This is a genomic window from Gillisia limnaea DSM 15749 (assembly GCF_000243235.1).
GTDB classification, from domain to species: domain Bacteria; phylum Bacteroidota; class Bacteroidia; order Flavobacteriales; family Flavobacteriaceae; genus Gillisia; species Gillisia limnaea.
Genome location: NZ_JH594606.1, coordinates 2,647,717 through 2,665,938 on the forward strand (window position 1 = coordinate 2,647,717; position 18,222 = coordinate 2,665,938).

Annotated in this window: 15 protein-coding genes; 13 read left to right on the forward strand and 2 right to left on the reverse strand. The window is 39.0% G+C overall.

Annotated elements, in window-relative coordinates; translation table 11 throughout:
* The first annotated feature begins 61 nt into the window (after positions 1–61).
* From GILLI_RS13510 to GILLI_RS13530, 4 genes are all read left to right on the forward strand, one after another.
* Positions 62–2,161 (forward strand): amino acid carrier protein, encoded by a 2,100-nt coding sequence (locus GILLI_RS13510; RefSeq protein ID WP_006989678.1) that lies wholly within the window; start codon positions 62–64, stop codon positions 2,159–2,161.
* A 962-nt stretch (positions 2,162–3,123) separates the two neighbouring features.
* On the forward strand, positions 3,124–3,924 hold the full coding sequence (locus tag GILLI_RS13520) for a 2Fe-2S iron-sulfur cluster-binding protein (protein ID WP_006989679.1): 801 nt from the start codon (positions 3,124–3,126) through the stop codon (positions 3,922–3,924).
* A gap of 57 nt (positions 3,925–3,981) precedes the next feature.
* The gene (locus GILLI_RS13525) at positions 3,982–4,968 is read left to right on the forward strand and encodes an FAD binding domain-containing protein (RefSeq protein WP_006989680.1); all 987 of its coding nucleotides are present in this window, start codon (positions 3,982–3,984) and stop codon (positions 4,966–4,968) included.
* Between the two features lie 22 nt (positions 4,969–4,990).
* On the forward strand, positions 4,991–7,171 hold the full coding sequence (locus tag GILLI_RS13530) for a xanthine dehydrogenase family protein molybdopterin-binding subunit (RefSeq protein WP_006989681.1): 2,181 nt from the start codon (positions 4,991–4,993) through the stop codon (positions 7,169–7,171).
* Between the two features lie 229 nt (positions 7,172–7,400).
* Here GILLI_RS13530 and GILLI_RS13535 read toward each other — a convergent pair whose 3' ends face one another.
* Complete coding sequence (locus tag GILLI_RS13535) at positions 7,401–7,859, reverse strand: hypothetical protein (protein WP_040506659.1); 459 nt, start codon at positions 7,857–7,859, stop codon at positions 7,401–7,403.
* Between the two features lie 436 nt (positions 7,860–8,295).
* Here GILLI_RS13535 and GILLI_RS13540 point away from each other — a divergent pair, with 436 nt between their 5' ends.
* The 9 genes from GILLI_RS13540 to GILLI_RS18590 all read left to right on the forward strand — a co-directional run bounded on the left by GILLI_RS13540 (position 8,296) and on the right by GILLI_RS18590 (position 15,999).
* Positions 8,296–8,535 carry a hypothetical protein gene (locus tag GILLI_RS13540; RefSeq protein WP_006989683.1) on the forward strand — a complete coding sequence of 80 codons (240 nt, stop codon included), beginning with the start codon at positions 8,296–8,298 and terminating at the stop codon, positions 8,533–8,535.
* Between the two features lie 345 nt (positions 8,536–8,880).
* Positions 8,881–10,080 carry a porin gene (locus GILLI_RS13545; RefSeq protein WP_006989684.1) on the forward strand — a complete coding sequence of 400 codons (1,200 nt, stop codon included), beginning with the start codon at positions 8,881–8,883 and terminating at the stop codon, positions 10,078–10,080.
* Between the two features lie 94 nt (positions 10,081–10,174).
* On the forward strand, positions 10,175–11,110 hold the full coding sequence (locus GILLI_RS13550) for a PstS family phosphate ABC transporter substrate-binding protein (RefSeq protein WP_006989685.1): 936 nt from the start codon (positions 10,175–10,177) through the stop codon (positions 11,108–11,110).
* Positions 11,111–11,176: 66 nt separating this feature from the next.
* Entirely contained in the window at positions 11,177–12,055 is an 879-nt protein-coding gene (gene pstC / locus GILLI_RS13555; protein ID WP_006989686.1) for a phosphate ABC transporter permease subunit PstC, read from the forward strand.
* Positions 12,048–12,902 carry a phosphate ABC transporter permease PstA gene (pstA, locus tag GILLI_RS13560; protein ID WP_006989687.1) on the forward strand — a complete coding sequence of 285 codons (855 nt, stop codon included), beginning with the start codon at positions 12,048–12,050 and terminating at the stop codon, positions 12,900–12,902. Before pstC ends, pstA begins: the two co-directional genes overlap by 8 nt.
* Before the next feature lie 14 nt (positions 12,903–12,916).
* Positions 12,917–13,717 (forward strand): phosphate ABC transporter ATP-binding protein PstB, encoded by an 801-nt coding sequence (pstB, locus tag GILLI_RS13565; RefSeq protein WP_006989688.1) that lies wholly within the window; start codon positions 12,917–12,919, stop codon positions 13,715–13,717.
* Positions 13,718–13,728: 11 nt separating this feature from the next.
* The gene (gene phoU / locus GILLI_RS13570; protein ID WP_006989689.1) at positions 13,729–14,415 is read left to right on the forward strand and encodes a phosphate signaling complex protein PhoU; all 687 of its coding nucleotides are present in this window, start codon (positions 13,729–13,731) and stop codon (positions 14,413–14,415) included.
* A 164-nt stretch (positions 14,416–14,579) separates the two neighbouring features.
* A complete protein-coding gene (locus GILLI_RS13575; RefSeq protein WP_040507062.1) occupies positions 14,580–15,455 on the forward strand; it encodes a cation diffusion facilitator family transporter in 876 nt (291 codons plus the stop codon).
* 397 nt (positions 15,456–15,852) lie between these two features.
* Positions 15,853–15,999: a hypothetical protein gene (locus GILLI_RS18590; protein WP_006989691.1), complete on the forward strand. Its 147-nt coding sequence runs from the start codon at positions 15,853–15,855 to the stop codon at positions 15,997–15,999.
* A gap of 275 nt (positions 16,000–16,274) precedes the next feature.
* Here the strand turns inward: GILLI_RS18590 and GILLI_RS13580 are convergent, their stop codons facing one another.
* Positions 16,275–17,933: a Na/Pi cotransporter family protein gene (locus tag GILLI_RS13580; protein WP_006989692.1), complete on the reverse strand. Its 1,659-nt coding sequence runs from the start codon at positions 17,931–17,933 to the stop codon at positions 16,275–16,277.
* Positions 17,934–18,222 lie beyond the last annotated feature (289 nt).

The window sequence follows — 18,222 nt, forward strand, 5'->3', positions numbered from 1 at the left end:
TGGGGGACTTGTATTTATTACTATTATTGTGATTATCCATAAATAAATCGCGAATTCTCAAATGACAAAATCTAGACTTTTTGCCCTTTTAGCGCTGTTGCTCATTACCTTCACTAATTCTATAGCTCAAGTTCAATCTAGCAGTGAAATGGAAGTTCACTTAGAACTACTCAATCCTTCTTCCGAAATTAATAATGGAGCCGCAAAGGTTTCGATAGAAGGAGGTCTAGCTCCATATCAATACAAATGGAGTAATACAAACACTCCTTTAATTGCGGCAGAATCGGTTGGTTTGATTGAGGGAATGGAGCATTCCGTAATTATAAGCGATGCCAGCGGGAACACGGTTTCCAAGGCATTTACCATCCCTGCCAAATCAATAACCGAAATTTTCAATAGTAAAGTACAGCCGGCGGTAGATGTGCTGGGAGCCGTCCTTTTTTGGGATGCTTTTGCTACCCTCGGAATATATGACCCGGTAGTGTACACGTCTCATAAAAATATTCCTCTTCCACCACGCGATGCAAGTATCGATAGGGAATACCAAGTAAAAAAATGGTTGGTTTCGGAAGGAAGCCAGGTAAAAATAGGTGAGGAAATTGCATTGCTGGAAAGCAATCGAAACATAGAATTATCCATTTATGCTCCAGCTGAAGGTACTTTAGAACACGTGACGAAAGAAGGAGCTGTAATTTCCAGAATGCCTGAAACCGGTTCTTTCAACGCCCCGCTACTGGCGATAATCAATTTTCAAACTCCCCAACCTCTTTTACATCCCAATGGCGATATAAAAACCAATACCATTCCTTTCATTGTTGTTTGGCTTATTTTGGGAAGTATTTTCTTTACCCTGCGCTTAAAGTTTGTGAACATTCGCGGCTTTCGCCATTCTTTAGATTTGGCAAGAGGGAAGTATGACGATCCAGATGCTCCCGGTACGATAACGCATTTTCAAGCAATGACCACCGCGGTATCGGCCACAGTAGGATTGGGGAATATTGCAGGGGTAGCTGTGGCAATTTCTCTGGGAGGTGCAGGAGCGACTTTCTGGATGTTTTTAGCTGGGTTTTTCGGAATGTCTTTAAAGTTTGCCGAATGTACTTTGGGAGTGAAATATCGATTTATTGATGACGAAGGCCGCATATTTGGTGGACCTATGAATTATTTGCGCTATGGTCTCGAAAAGCGAAACCTTAAGCGTTTGGGGAAATTCTTGGCCATTCTTTTTGCAGTTCTTGGGGTTGGAGCCTCATTTGGCGGAGGTAATATGTTACAGTCTAATCAGGCATTTAAAATAGTATCAGAACAAATCCCCTTTTTACAAGGCCAGGGATTCTGGTTCGGAATTGGTTTTGCCCTGCTGGTAGGCGCAGTGATTATTGGCGGAATTAAAAGTATTGCCAAAGTGACTGCAAAAGTAGTTCCTGTTATGGCCATTTTATACGTGTTAGGTTGTTTAGTGGTGATAGGATATCATATCGAATATCTTGGTGGCGCTTTTCTAGCAATTGTCGATGGTGCTTTTTCTGCCCAAGCTTTAAAAGGTGGATTTATTGGGGTGCTGATCATAGGTTTGCAACGCGCCGCTTTTTCTAGTGAGGCGGGAGTAGGCTCGGCAGCAATTGCACACAGTGCCTCCAAAACTAATAATCCAATTGCAGATGGTTTTACTTCTTTGGTTGAGCCCTTTATCGATACTATGCTGGTTTGTACCATGACAGCTCTGGTTTTGATATTTACGGGCATGCACATAACCAGCAGCGGACTAGGCGGAGTAGAACTTACCGCTGATGCCTTTGGAAGTGTAGTTTCTTGGTTCCCCTCAGTTTTAGCGGTCGCTGTATTTTTATTTGCCTTTTCCACTATGGTTTCCTGGTCATATTATGGAATGCGCTCTTGGACCTTTCTCTTTGGAAGAAGTAAAAAAGTGGAACTGGTCTATAAAATTATGTATTTAGGTTTTGTAGTATTAGGCGCTTCGGTAAGTTTAGGAGCCGTTTTAAGTTTCGCCGATATGATGATTCTGGCAATGTCTTTTCCAAATATAATAGGATTATATATTATGGCTCCTGAAATAAACGCAGATATGAAAATTTACTGGCAGAAATTAAAAGACGGAAAATTGTATATCAATCCAAAATTCATCAAAGCTGAAGATTAATTTATCTCAAAATATAAATCTAGGGTTGAGGGAGAAATTCTAAATTTTGATTTTTCGGTTTGAACGGTAAACCCGTTGAGTAATATTTCGAAAAATGCATTATTCAAGCCTTTTCTTTGGAATTCATAGCACAGCACTCCTAAGACCCCTAAATGATTTTTTATTAACCCTTTTAAAATTAAAGAAGTTTCATAACCTAATTCTTCATTGCTGAAAGTGACAATAGGTGCTAACCCGCTTAAGTTATTCAGTTTAATGGCCTGGACCTGAAGAATTTTATTGACAGGCCTTTCTTTAGAAATAGGAGCAAACGACTAAAAAAAACACAACCCCTTTCTTAACAAGTCAATAAAAGAGGTTGACCAAACAATAAAGGTACTTCTGAAAACAGAAGAATTTCCTGGACAGAACAAGATCCTTACCTCTATTCCAGGTGTGGGAGACCAAGTGGCCATCAATACCATCGTAGCACCAAATGGCTTTAAAAGTTTAAAAATGTAGGAAAATTTGCCTGCCACGGTGGTGCAATGCCTTTTTCTGTCCAATCGTGCACAAGCCAAATGTCTAAAACAGAGTCTTGTACAGGGAATTCATCTAGTAAATCTCAATACATGAGATTAAGAATATCATTTTCTGATAGATCATCATCGAGCCAAACCCCGATATCTTCAACTTTTAATACTACAGGACGTCTAAATTTTTTATTTTAATGGTTAACTGTAACGGCGGGTACCTCTGTCATTTTTATACATAACTGTTTAGAATTATGTAGCCTTTACTCTGGGCGAGTTAACCAGGTCAATTTGTAATTTCCTAAAATAATTCCGAATCATTTAGTATTATATCCTTAAACACTTCTTAAATTATATAAATTAAGAAATGTTTTAACGTATCACTAACTTTTTAAAAGATTAATTTCTTTATTTTTAGAAATATTGATGTACCTCCCTAAAATATTGTTTATGAAAGATATAGATAAGTGGAATGAAGCTGTCGATTCAGACAATTTGAGTGATGACGAGAATATGATTCTCGATGCTATGGGTCTAAATGAAAGTTCGAGAAGGAAATTCTTAAAACAGGTTTCCGCAGCAAGCTTGAGCATTTATGCTTCTTCTTTTTTTACTTCAGAAATATTTGCCAGCACTATGAAAGATTTGCCAGAAAATACAATAGCCCTTTTAAATGAGGTTAAAGTGAATCTCCGGGTGAATGATATGGTAAAGCCATTAACATTAGATTCCCGGACTTCTTTGCTTGATGCGCTTAGAGAAAGACTTGCCCTAACCGGAACCAAAAAAGGTTGCGACCATGGACAATGTGGAGCTTGCACAGTTATAATAGACGGCAAACGTAATCTCTCCTGTTTAACCCTAGCAGCTACTTGTGAAGGAAAAGAGATTACAACAGTTGAGGGCTTAGCCAAGAACGGTGAAATGCATCCTATGCAACAAGCTTTTTTAAAACACGATGGGTTTCAATGCGGATATTGTACTCCAGGACAAATATGTTCTTCTTTAGCACTATTAGAAGAAGCTAAGAATGGAGAAGCGAGTTATGTGACAGAGGATTTCAAAAAAATTAAATCTGGTTTAACACTTTCCGAAGAAGAAATTAGAGAACGAATGTCGGGAAATATTTGTCGATGCGGCGCTTACAATAATATTGTACAGGCCTTTAAAGAAGTGCATACCGGAGATGATGAAATGCCAACCTGGGAATTCGCTACACAAGAACAAATGGATAAGGCTAAGAATGCTTAGAGGAGCTTAGGTTTTTCTAATTTGAAATACTATAAAATATTTTAAAATTCAACGAAAATGAGACCATTCAAATATACAGGTGCACAAAATAAAGATCAAGCGCTTCAGGCCTTTACAGCAACATCTCATTATCTCGGAGGTGGGACGAACCTGGTAGATTTAATGAAAGAAGATGTGGAGCGGCCAGACCAGCTTATCGATGTTAATAAACTCGATTACAAAAAAATAACTTCAAATGAAAACGGCGGATTAACACTTGGCGCAATGCTTAGTAATTCTGATACTGCCAATCATCCTGAAGTTAGAACCAAATACCCTTTACTTTCTATGGCCATGCTTTCTGCTGCTTCGGCACAGATCAGGAATATGGCGAGCAATGGAGGTAATTTATTGCAACGTACCCGGTGTCCTTATTTCTTTGAAGTTTCGATGCCCTGCAATAAGAGAGAACCAGGTTCCGGATGCGGAGCGCTGAAAGGGATGAATGCTTTACACGCCATTTTTGGATATAGCGATAGTTGTATCGCTACAAATCCTTCAGATATGTGCGTGGCGCTGGCTGCCATTGGAGCAACTGTTGAGGTTCAGCAACCGGATGGATCTTCCAGAATGATTGAATTTACAGATTTTCACCGACTGCCGGGAGATCAGCCTGAAAAAGATACTACTCTTATGCAAGGTGAATTGATCACGGCGATTCATTTACCAAAACCAGAATTTTCAGATCATTATTATTATTTAAAGATTCGCGAACGTTCCAGTTATGCTTTTGCATTGGTATCTGTTGCAGCCGGATTACAGGTGAATAGCGGAGTGATATCAAAAGCGGGATTGGCAATGGGAAGTGTTGCCCATAAACCCTGGAAACTTTCTAAAGCTGAAGAATTCCTTACAGGGAAAAAACCAACTACGGAAAATTTTGAGGCGGCTGCAGCTTTGGAGATGAAAGATGCGAAACCATTTGAAGGAAATAAATATAAAGTAGAAATGGGGAAAAACGCTATAGTTAGAGCGCTTACCCAGGCATATGAAAGAGAAGTATAGGCCAATCTCAAAAATTAAAATTATGACGAAGACAATAAATGCATCTGGAGTTGGAAATCCTATAAATAGAGTGGAAGGTCATCTTAAGGTGATGGGAATGGCTAAATATGCTTCAGAATTTCCGGTGGAAAATAAGGTATATGGCCAGGGGATAAACAGTACGATCGCCAAAGGAGAGATCATCTCTATAGATACTTCTGAAGCTGAAAAACTCAAAGGAGTTTTAAAAGTGATCACTTATAAGAATGCCACAAAACTCAAGACCTTTGATGAAGAAATGCCAGAACTTGCAACAGATAGTATCGCTCCGGTATTGCAAAGTAATAAAGTGCATTACTATGGAGAGTATGTTGGTCTTGTGGTAGCAGAAACTTTTGAACAGGCGCAATATGCAGCTAGTTTAGTGAAATTTGAATATAAAAAGGATCCTTCCGCAGTTATCGACTTTGAGAAGTCGAAATCTAAAGCCTATACTCCAAATAATGATTCAAATTATTCAAGGGGAAATATGGAGCAAGGGCTTTCTGAAGCTGATATGGTGGTGGAACAAACCTACAATACACCAATTGAGCATCATCACCCAATGGAATTGCATGCCGTTATCGCTTCCTGGGATAATGGAAAAGTAACTGCATATTCGAGTCAGCAAATTGTGGAAGATGCAATAGTAGCTATCTCAGGAACATTCCAGATTCCAAAGAAAGATGTGCGTGTAATTTCTGCTTTTGTAGGTGGTGGATTTGGTTCAAAACTAAACCTGGATCGCCATGTGATTATGGCGGTAATGGCATCTAAAATGGTGGCAAGACCCGTGCAGGTTACTGTAACGAGAACCCAAATGTTTACCAATACGAACATGCGTCAACAGAACGAGCAAAAAATGCGCATTGGTTCCAAAAAAGATGGTACGCTCACAGCGCTTTCTCACGAAACGCTTTCTCATACTTCTACTACTCAGGAATATCAGGAGCCTTGCGGGATGGTTTCTAAGATGTTATATAAAGTAGCTAATAACGAAGTTACCTATAAGTTGATCCCGATGAATATTCAAACTCCTTTTGCCATGAGAGCACCTGGAGAAGCCACGGGTAGTTTTGCATTAGAATCTGCTATGGATGAAATGGCCTGGAAGTTGAAAATGGATCCTATTGATTTCCGTATTAAGAATGACACCCAAACCGATCTTCATGAAGAAAGACCATTTTCGTCCAGACTTTTGGTAGAGTGTTTAAGAATTGGAGCTGATAAATTTGGTTGGAAAGACCGAAAACCAGAACCTCGCACTAACAAAAAAGGCAATTGGCTAATAGGCTATGGTGTAAGTGCCGCTTCCAGAAACTCTCCTTACCAGAAAACGCATGCGAAAGTAATTCTGGAATTGGACGAAGATAAAGTTTTTGCTACCATTCAAATGGATGCAACCGACATAGGCACTGGTAGTTATACTATTATTGCACAAACCGCTTCAGAATATTTAAAGATCCCTGTAGAACAGGTAACGGTAGAATTAGGTGATTCCAATTTCCCGATAACTCCTGGTTCCGGAGGTTCCTGGGGTGCAGCTTCCTATTGTAATGGCGCCCGTGCTGCTTGTGAAAATGCTATAAAAACGCTTAAGAATAATAAAAACATAGCAGAAGATGAAGAAGTTGAGGTAGCAGAACTTCTAAAAAAGAATCAACTTACCAAATTTAAAGCTGAAGGAATGGCTGAGCCATCTGCAGAATTCAAGAAATACTCGGTCTTCTCATTTGGAGCTAATTTTTGTGAAGTTTGGGTAGATAAAGACACAGGAATGTACAGAATTGAAAGAATGGTAAATGTAGGTGCAGCGGGAAAAATATTAAACCCGAAGACTGCTTACGGGCAGATCATAGGAGGTTTAACGATGGGTGTAGGGATGGTGATGGCTGAAAAAACCAGGGTAGAACCTAATTTTGGCAATTTCATTACCCGTTCTTTTGCAGATTATCACGTACCCGTAAATCTGGATTTGGCCAATATTGATGTGATCTTTCTTCCGGAAGTAGATAAGATCGCCAATAAAATGGGTATTAAAGGAATTGGTGAACTTGGAATAACCAGTGTAGCTGCTTCAATTACAAATGCCATATTTAATGCAACCGGTAAACGAATGCGAAGCCTTCCTGTCACTCCAGAAAAATTGATAGAGGCTGGTCTTGAAGAAGGCGTCACAGCTTAATAAAAATTAAAAAGCCCGGAATCGATTCCGGGCTTTTTACGTTTAATCCCGCATCCCGGTAGCTCCTAAAATCGGCATCTCTATGTTAAAATTGAAATATTTGCCATTTTGGTACCTAAACCAGAATAGATGCAGCCATTAAAACAGCTTCAGATTCTCAGGCAGCCTAATTATCGGTTTAATTTAAATATATAAAAATGATGAAAGTAAAAACAGCAAGAGACAATGGTTAAAATTTGTAGACCTTTGCGAGGCTTACCTCGTTATCATATTCTGCAGTGATAAGGCACACCCCTTTTATTTCTTTTATTTTATAGACAATTCCCTTCGCATAATCGTTCCATTGCATATCATCGGTCTGCACAAGATCTCTGGTAAAGGAAGTGATGTTATAAATAGTTTCAGAAGTAGGCTCAACGATCTTAAATTTATAGCAAACCTCGACCCCGTTACTAAAGGTTTTAAAATATAGGATCCTACCCTGGTTATAAGTACCGCTCGCTTTAGTGGTCACCGGCATTTTGTAAAAAAGGTAATTCTCCCCGCTTTTTGTTACCCCGGCAGAAAACGGATCTCCATATTCTTTGATCACATCACTCTTGGACTGTAAAATCTGGGCTTGTGCCCCGGGAATTAAAAACAGCAAGATTATGCCTAAACCTACAATAAATTGAAACTTCGTTTTCATGATCTTTCGTTTTAAAGGATTATAAGTGGATGTGTTACAGTTCAATATACAAAATTTTTTATAAATCAAGGTTAATGGTAGCGTGCTATAGAAGTCATAAATCGATAAAAAATTTCCAGGAAGGGACGAATAAATCAGATATGATCTAGGAAATTAACCATTGTGAGTAGGATGAATCGTTTATGAGAATATTTCTGGAGACCACCGATCTGCGCGAGATGTTCACGCATTAGAAATTCGCGCAAACTTCGTAATTAATAATCACAACCTAAGGCCAAAATCCCAAAGCTATGCTGCTTCGCACTAAATAATTTCAGGCTTAAACTATATCTTTATTTTTTCTGAATTATGTTTTCAAAAAAATATTTTATATCGCTAATTTTTGTGTTTTTAACACAAATAGTATATACGTTTGATCTTTATAATAATACGGAAAATGCAATTTTTAAAAGTCCTTGGTCTTTTATTTCTCCTGGTTACAAGTAACCTGGCTTTTGCAATTTCCATCGATGAAGAGCGCCATTATCAGGAGGATTATTCCAATTCTCTGCATTTCAATGAAGAATTACAGGATCTGGGAGAAAGTAGTCTTATAGGGCCTTCCGGTCTTCTTGTCCTTGAACCCATTTCTGCATTTACGGTACCAGAGTTGGATTTTTCTTTGGTGAATCCTTAGTAAATATAATTGATTTTGTTTTAAAATTTCTGAATTCTCTGAATTTTAATACGTTTACATAGATTTATCACCTTTTAAACACATTCTTTAAAGTATTAATTGACCCACCAATTTTTAATTTAAATATTTAATAATATTCCCTTTACATTTTAAAGAGAAATAATTGTGATTTTTGAGTTCTTAATGATCATTAAGGAATTTCATATATTCTCAGTTTTTGTCGATTTAGATGTATGAACAGGTTGTCCTGGCCAGACAACCTTTTTTTTACTTAAACATAATTTGTGCTTAACACTCAGGTAACATTAAGATCGGTTATTTGCATTGACAAAAACCGGGAATTTAATGAGACTAAAAGATTTTTATATCGCTGCTTTTGCGTTACTATTAAGCCTGTACGCGCAGGGACAGGATATTACAGAGAATAAATTTGGAAAGGGATTGATAAACGTAGTGGCTAAGGATAGCTCCTTCAGCGCGTATTTTGGCATACGATTTCAGTCTTTAATGACCTCAAAATGGGATGTTCCTGAGAATGGTGGTATTCAGGATGGAGAAACCAATTTTTTAATAAGGAGGGCTCGTCTCAAATTTGAGGGATTTGCTTACTCCCCTAAACTCACCTATAAATTTGAATTAGGATTGTCAAACAGGGATATTTCAGGCGCCTCTCAATTTACAAGCAATGCACCACGATTTGTTCTGGACGCCGTATTAAAGTGGAATTTTTATGAAAATTTCGAATTATGGGCAGGGCAAACTAAACTTCCAGGAAACAGAGAGCGGGTAATTTCTTCGGCTAATCTTGAAACGGTGGATCGATCTCTCCTCAACAGCCGATATAATATTGATAGAGATATAGGCTTGCAACTGCACCACTTTATAACTATTAACGATACGTTTATAATAAGAGAAATAGTTTCCATCGCACAGGGAGAAGGTAGAAATATTACCACAGGGAATATTGGCGGATATCAATATACAGGAAGGGCAGAGATCCTCCCTTTTGGCGATTTTTCCGATTATTCCGGGGCAGATCTCGAACGTGAATCCAACCCAAAATTGGCCGTTGGAGTAAGTTATGATTACAATGACAACGCAGTGAAAACAAGATCTAATATGGGTTCTTATATGATCACTGATACAGGCTTTTTTGAAACCGATATACAGACCTTATTTTTGGATGCCTTGTTCAAATATGAAGGTGTCTCCATAATGGCTGAATACGCTAACAGGGAGGCAGACAATCCCTTTGCAGTTAATGAGGATAGCACTCCTACCGGTGACGTTGTGAATATTGGAGAAGCATTCAATATCCAGGCCGGATACCTTTTTGAAAATAATTACCAGGTCCTTGGACGTTTTACAAGCGTTGATCCGGACGATGATTTTTCTGAGTTAGTAGAAAATCAATATACCCTTGGATTGTCCAAATATTTGGTTGGACATAAACTAAAAGTACAAACCGATATAAGTTATACCGATCTTAACCAGGATCAATTTGATGGTTTGATGTACAGGTTGCAATTTGAATTTCATTTATAAATTCAAATGTTAGGTTGTGCGCCTGAATGCGATGAAAATAGTGAGGAAGTTTTGCTAATTATAATGTTCTAATAAATTCAATAAATATAGAGAGATGAAAAAATTAATTTTAATTACCGCTGTTACATTTTCAGTATTGTCCTGCGGAAATAACAAAAAAGATCAGGAAGGTAACGGGATCTCTATCGATGGATCCAGTACCGTTTTTCCTGTTACTGCTGCTATTGCTGAAGAATTCAGGACAGAAGATCCCGATGTGAACGTTACTATTGGAGTTTCGGGAACCGGAGGGGGTTTTCAAAAATTTGCCAAGGGGGATATTGATATCGCTAATGCCTCAAGATCTATAAAAGAGGAAGAAAAAGCTATTGCAAATGAAAATAATATCAATTTCATTGAACTTGAAGTAGCTTACGATGGTCTCGCGGTAATTATAAATCCCGAAAACGATTGGGTGCAATGTTTTACAGTAGACCAATTGAGAAAGATATGGGAGCCGGCAGCACAAGGAACCATCACCAGATGGAACCAGATCAATCCTGAATGGCCCGATGAAGAAATTCACCTTTATGGTCCCGGAGTAGCTTCGGGAACTTTCGATTATTTTACCGAAGCCATCATGGGAGAAAGCGGAAGCAGCCGGGGAGATTACACGGCCAGTGAGGATGATAATGTATTAGTGCAGGGAGTAGCCGGAGACAAATTCGGACTTGGATTCTTTGGACTTGCTTACTTTGAGGAGAATAGAAATAAACTAAAAATTGTAGGCGTAGATGGCGGTCAGGGTTGTATAGAACCAACGGTAGAAACGGTGAGCAATGGCACGTATGCACCGCTTTCAAGACCATTGTTTATTTACGTGAACAGTTCTTCAATTCAAAATAATCCTAAAGTGATAGACTTCGTTAATTTTTATCTAAATGAAGCACCTTCTCTTTTAAAAGATGTAGGATATGTTCCTTTGACTCCTGAGGAGTATAAAAGGGAGCAGGATAAATTCAAAAATTTCGTTGAGGAAAATCAACAATAATTTTTCAAACAGAAAATAATCGGGCTTGTTTCAAACCTGGTGATTTTCTGTAAATGATCCTTTTATATGCGAAAATTCAAAGAGGCAATAATTGAAAAGTCCCTGTTGGCTAGTGCGCTGGTAACTATTTTGGTGACTTTGGGCATTATTCTGGTACTTTCTTTTGAGGCTGTAAACTTCTTCAGGGAAGTCCCTATTATAGATTTCCTTACCGATACGCAATGGACGCCGCTTTTTAGTGATAAACATTTTGGGATCTTGCCTTTATTATCCGGTACCCTACTCACCTCGTTTATAGCGATTGCTTTTGCAGTACCTGTAGGATTGTCCATAAGCATCTACATTAGCGAATATGCCCCAAAAAGTTTCCGAAGGACGATAAAACCGGCTCTGGAGCTATTGGCTGCGGTGCCTACCGTAGTATACGGTTTTTTTGCCCTTACCGTAGTAACTCCGTTCCTGCAAACCTTTATCCCGGGACTATCAGGATTCAATTCCCTTTCGGCAGGATTGGTTATGGGGATCATGATCATCCCTTTTGTGTCCTCTTTAAGTGAAGATGCTTTGCATGCGGTACCAAACTCACTACGCGAAGCGGCCTATGGAATGGGATCTACAAAACTGCAAAATTCCTTCAGGGTTTTAGTGCCGGCGGCCTCTTCAGGAATCATTGTTTCCATTATCCTGGCAATTTCAAGAGCCATTGGAGAAACCATGATCGTAGCAATAGCTGCAGGACAGCAGCCACGACTAACATTTGATCCCACAGTTCCGGTAGAAACCATTACCACCTATATCGTACAAGTAAGCCTGGGAGATGTGCAGCATGGATCCCTGGAATACAGAACGATCTTTGCTGCCGGAATTACCTTGTTCATCTTCACCTTCCTGCTTAACACCATTAGTTATAGAATCAGGAAAAAATTCCAGGAGAAATATGAATAATATTAGAAAAAACAGACTTAAGGACCAGATATTTCGGGGCTGGGGAATTGCCTGCACTCTTTTAGGGTTAGTGCTTCTGGCAATTTTTATAGGGTCAATCCTCATCGATGGGTTACAAAGGATAGACTGGGATTTTATCACCAGCCTACCGTCCAGAAACGCAGAAAACGCAGGAATTTATACGGCCTTAATGGGGAGTATTTGGATTCTTGTACTAACAACCATCATTTCCCTTCCGCTAGGAATTGCCGCTGCAATCTATCTGGAAGAATATTCGAAAAAAAACAGGTTTTCATCCATTTTAGAAGTCAATATTTCCAATTTGGCAGGTGTTCCTTCCATTATTTACGGACTTTTAGGTCTTGAGATCTTTGTGAGGATCCTGGAAATGGGGGCAAGTGTCCTGGCCGGTAGTTTTACGCTGGCCTTGCTAATTCTGCCCATTGTGATTGTTTCCACCAGGGAATCTATTAAGGCAGTTCCAAAATCCATCAGGGATGCCTCCTATGCATTGGGGGCCTCCAAATGGCAAACGGTTTCCATGCAGTTGCTTCCGGCTTCCTTTGGAGGGATCTTAACCGGGGTGATTTTAGCACTTTCCAGGGCGGTGGGTGAAACTGCTCCACTGATAGTTATTGGGGCTTTGGCCTATGTGCCTTTCGCGCCTTCCTCCCCAATGGATGAATTTACGGTGATGCCTATACAAATTTTTAACTGGATCTCCAGGCCTCAGGCAGGTTTCGAGGTGAATGCAGCCGCGGCGATTATTATGTTGTTATTGATTACATTTATAATGAATGGAATAGCGGTTTATTTCAGAAATAAATGGCAGAAAAAATTAAAATAAAAAAGCTTCTTTAAATGAGCAAAAAGGAAAAGGGGATTGTGATAGATAAGTCTATCAAAAGAAAACATAAACTTGAAACCAAAGGGGTAAAAGTCTTTTATGATGATTTCATGGCTATTAAAGGCATAGACATGACTATAAAGGCCAATAAAGTGACTGCTTTTATAGGTCCTTCGGGATGTGGGAAATCAACATTTTTACGTTTATTCAACAGGATGAATGATTATGTGGATGGTTTCCGGCTGGAAGGAGAAGTAAGGATTGACGGTGAGAACATCTACAAAAAGAAGATCAACGTAGAACAATTGAGAAAACAGGTGGGCATGGTATTTCAAAAGCCGAATCCCTTTCCAAAATCCATTTTTGAAAATGTTGCCTACGGTTTGAGAATACAGGGGATTAACGATAAAAGATACCTGAGTGAAAAGGTAGAGGATTCCTTGAAACAGGTGGCTTTATGGGATGAAGTTAAGGATGATCTCAACAAATCGGCTATTGCACTTTCAGGAGGACAGCAACAAAGATTATGCATTGCCCGCACGCTGGCTGTAGAGCCTTCCATCATTTTAATGGATGAGCCTACCTCTGCACTGGACCCACTTTCTACCGCTAAGATCGAGGAACTTATTTACGAGTTAAAAGAAAAGTATAGCATAGTAATCGTCACACATAATATGCAGCAAGCGGGAAGGATAAGCGATTACACTGCTTTTTTCTACCTTGGAGAACTCATCGAGTATGACCGTACCAAGAAACTATTTACCAACCCTGAAAAACAACAAACCGAAAACTACATTACTGGTAGATTCGGATAAAAGATAAGGCTATGATAAGTTTAGATCAACATAGAGAAGCACTAAATCAATCCGGGGTAGAAATGCTGTCCCTTTGCAGAAAACAACTCGAGAATGCCCGGGATGCATTTTTCACCCATGACAGTGATTTGGCAGAAGAAGTAATTCGAACAGAGAATAGGGTAAATGCCCTGGATTTGAAGATTGACCGTGATTGCGAGCGTTTTATCGCTCTGCACAATCCCGTGGCAAGTGACCTTAGGTTTGTTCTGGCCCTGAGAAAAATCAATTTTGATCTTGAGAGGGTAGGGGATCATGCCTATGGAATTTCAAAATACATCATCGAGGTTGATACTCCTATTGAGGATAGGCTGCTGGAAATTATGCGCGTTGAGGAGATGTTTGAATCGGCCCTATCTATGTTGGATGATATTACTGATGCCTATATTGAAGCAGATGCGAAGTTGGCAAGAAAGGTGTTCAAAAAGGATAAAGTACTCAATAAGATCAATATGAAATCCTTTAAGATCATCTCTACGGAAGTGAGAATTAATCCGGAGTCGATAGATCAATTCCTGTTGCTGTTCTCTGTGATCAAAAAACTTGAAAGAATTGGTGATCTTGTAACAAATATTGCTGAAGAGATTATTTTCTTCCGCGAAGCTGAAGTGGTAAAACACCGTAAGAAAAAGACCTTTAAGCGAGGTAAGGAGGAGTAAAAAACCTGAGGGATCCATTACGATGCCCTCAACGAAAAAAATAAAGAATTATTCCGGAAAACGATCCATCTGCACTCGAGATGGATCGTTCTATTTTCGGGAAAGTCTTGAGCCTTAATTTAAAGAAAATAGTATCTTTAAAATGTCTTTATCCAGAAGAAAATATGGCTCATGATCATTCGCATAACACGTCGGGAAAAAATCTGAAAATCGCATTTTTTTTGAATTTAGGTTTTACGATCCTTGAATTTATTGGAGGGATGTATGTCAATAGTATCGCCATTGTTTCAGATGCGGTTCATGACCTGGGAGATTCACTTTCCCTGGGTACAGCGTGGTATCTGGACAAAAAATCTCATCAGGAATCCAATTCCAAATATTCTTTTGGATATAAACGCTTTTCGCTTTTGGGAGCCCTTATTAACAGCCTGGTTCTTATCGTAGGTTCGATATATGTAATCTCGGAAGCGGTGGGAAGAATTCTGGAACCGGAATCCTCGGATGCGAAAGGGATGATCATCTTTGCCATTATTGGGGTGACGGTTAATGGTTATGCCGCTTGGAAACTTAGTAGCGGTAAAACCCTGAACGAAAAAATAGTGTCCTGGCACTTGATGGAAGATGTGTTGGGATGGTTTGCCGTATTGATTGTTGCCATTATTCTTTTATTTAAAGACATCCAATACCTGGATCCTGCCTTGTCATTGCTTATTACCCTCTACATCCTGTACAATGTATTTAAACGCCTAAAGGAAACCCTGTTCATTTTTCTTCAGGGTGTTCCAAAAGATATCGATCTAAAAGGCCTTGAGAACAGGATATTAAAAGTTGAAAATATCGCTTCCCTACATCATATGCACGTATGGTCTATGGAAGGGGAAAACCACGTTTTTACCGTGCATCTTAAATTAAAACACATTCAGGAACTAAAACAACTTCAGGAAGTAAAGGAACGGATGAGGGAAATTTTAGAAGAGTATCATTTTGATCATTTCACCGTGGAAACCGAACTCGATTCTGATACCTGCAAATTGGAGTAATGGAGTAAGACTGGATTTTTTATTTTAGAGAATCCTTCACTACATTTTTTTACCGTTTAAAGTTTACGGATGTAATTTAACTCTTTTATGGTATGCGCATTTTCTGAAAAAACCTGGAATAGATACATTGAAATTTTAGCTTCTCCAAAAAAATCATGTTAAGCCAATTTTTCATCCCTCATTGAGGGTTTAATTCCCCTTGGTTCTTAATTTTTTTGTAAAATCTACCCTGAAGTCGCGATTAGAAACCAACTTTTAACTTTCCGAAAACAGCAAAAATTTAAGGATCTGGTAGTTGACCTAATATATCTACCCTTCAACGATTAGTTTTTTTTCCTCTGATATATCTATGTAACTTATAGAGCATTAGGGGTTTAACAAAATAAATAATATTAACATGGAAGCTATCGGAGTGTTTGTCGAAAATTATAAAGAAACTACAAAAGGCTTTAATATTTTCGCAAAGGTAATTGTTGCTCTTGTCCTTGCTGCCATCCTTGTGGGAGTTGTAAGTGCGATAATTAATGTGATTTTGCAAGCCTAAATAATCCAATCTCTGGAGATTTAGTTTCAGGAGTGTTCAATTACTTTTCTGCCCTTTTTGAGGCATAGAATTTTTCGCCCCTGTCACAAATAAAAACATTTCTTATTTGCAAATTCAATCTACTTGTCACTCTTAAACGCCTAATCGAAACGAATTTCGGTCTTACTCAGTGACGTTTTTTTAGACGCTAATTATATTTCTTCTTTCTGCGGAGCTTGGTCACTTTTGATTGTCTAAGTGAAGTGTTTCTGCATTATTTCATACTTACAGAATTTTTATCCAGTAACCTTATCGACAGCGGTCTCTTTTTTAAATTTCACATAAATCATGGAATTGCATAAATTATTGAGCGAGGATACAGTTTGCCGGATGACATTGGTCATGGTTGAAACCTGAACTCCCTTACTGTCGTGACCCTTGATATTTTTATAAAGCCAGGTGATGGTTTCATTGTAAAAGGCATTATTTTCATCCATCCAATGTACAGGGATTACTTTAGGAGTCTCCAACTCGAGTAATTCATCAAGTTCCTGAAGTCTCAGGCTTACAATCCTGCGCAGGCGCTCCAGTACTTCCTGCGCAAGGGGATCTTCACTTTCTATCATAAAAAGGATGTTATGAATAACATCCTTAATATCCTTGGCGGCATAGATCATGGAGCGCAATCCCATCATTCCCGAGGTAATAAGTTCGGCTTCCGGCTTGGAAAGGTTCTCCTCCTGAAGCTGAGCATAATAGGCTGTAAGTTCATCTTCCAGTCTTTTTATTTTCTCGTACTTTTTCATCAATCCGGAGGCGCTGGAAAAAATCTTTCTCCACCGGGATTCGCGGTTTTTGTCCCGCTCCCCCAAACCAAAACTTTCCCTGATAAAATCCCTGGTGTAACGAAAAACCTGAACCAACTCCTTATCCAGTGCTTTTAGAGCTACATCGGGCACATTTGGGGTGATATTTTTAACATAGAGCGTTTCTCCCTGTGGTGCAGACGAAATAAATCTATGGTTTAAAAAGTTTCTGAACACTCCTAAAAATGGATAGAATAAAACAATCCCTATCAAATTAAGAAGCGTATTGATAAGCACGAGCTCCATAAGGACGTCTTTTACATTGAAAAAGTAATACACCAAATAGACAAGCTGATCGATTAAAAAGTAAATGAGAAGACCTGTGAGGCAATTGAAAATAACATTTGCCAGCATGAGCCGTTTTTTATCGGCGGTGCCTCCAATGGAACCAAATATGAGTGTGACGGTGGTACCTATATTTGCACCAATAACCATGGCTACTGCCTGGTTAATGTCGATAAGCCCGGCATTAAGAGCGCTCAAAATTATAACGATCATTGCAGAGCTTGACTGTATAAGTGCGGTTATAAAGAGTCCTAATAGTAAAAAAGCCCATAATCCATAAGATGCAAAGCTGCTTAAATCTATTTGGCTTGCGACCTGTTCAATTGCTTCTTTCATAAAATCCAGTCCCAGGAACAATAATCCGAAACCTATGAGAAGTCCGCCTAGATTCATCAAAAAAGGCCTGGTTTTTAAAAAGAGGTAGCTAAGGATCCCAACTGCCAAAAACGGAAAGGAGAAATCGGCGATATCCATTTTAAATCCGAAGGTGGCCACGATCCAGGCGGTAAAGGTTGTACCCAGATTCGCTCCCAGCACTACGCCCAGTGCGTTTTTAAGTCCTATCATTCCCCCACCTAAAAAAGCAAGTGCAAGAAGGGTGACCATGGAACTGCTTTGCAGGATAGCGGTAACCGCCGTCCCGGTGAGTATCCCTTTCCAGCTTCTATCTGTAAACCGCTGTAGTAAATTTTTAAAGGATCTTCCTGCCAGTCCCTTAATGCTTTCTTCGAGATGCCGCATCCCAAACAGAAAGATCCCCAAACCGGCAATAAACATCCAGAAATCAAAATCTATGTTTTCCATAAGAGGGGATTTGTAGTTTAAAGATAGGGTAATCAGGCTGATTTTTTCAGATTAATCCATCCGGAAATTCTTCCGCATTCTTAGATGGTATTCTAAATAAATTAGGATTCCTTTTAATTGAAATCATGTTTTTATCTTTTTATCTCCTTCATAATGAACCGGCCTGGAAAAATTTTCAGTGTTGATTCCTTCTGAATTTTGCCGGTCTCAAAAAAGTTTTCAACTATAACGATTTCATTTCGAACAAAAACATAAAATATGGCATTAAGCATTGTATACCAGTATTTTA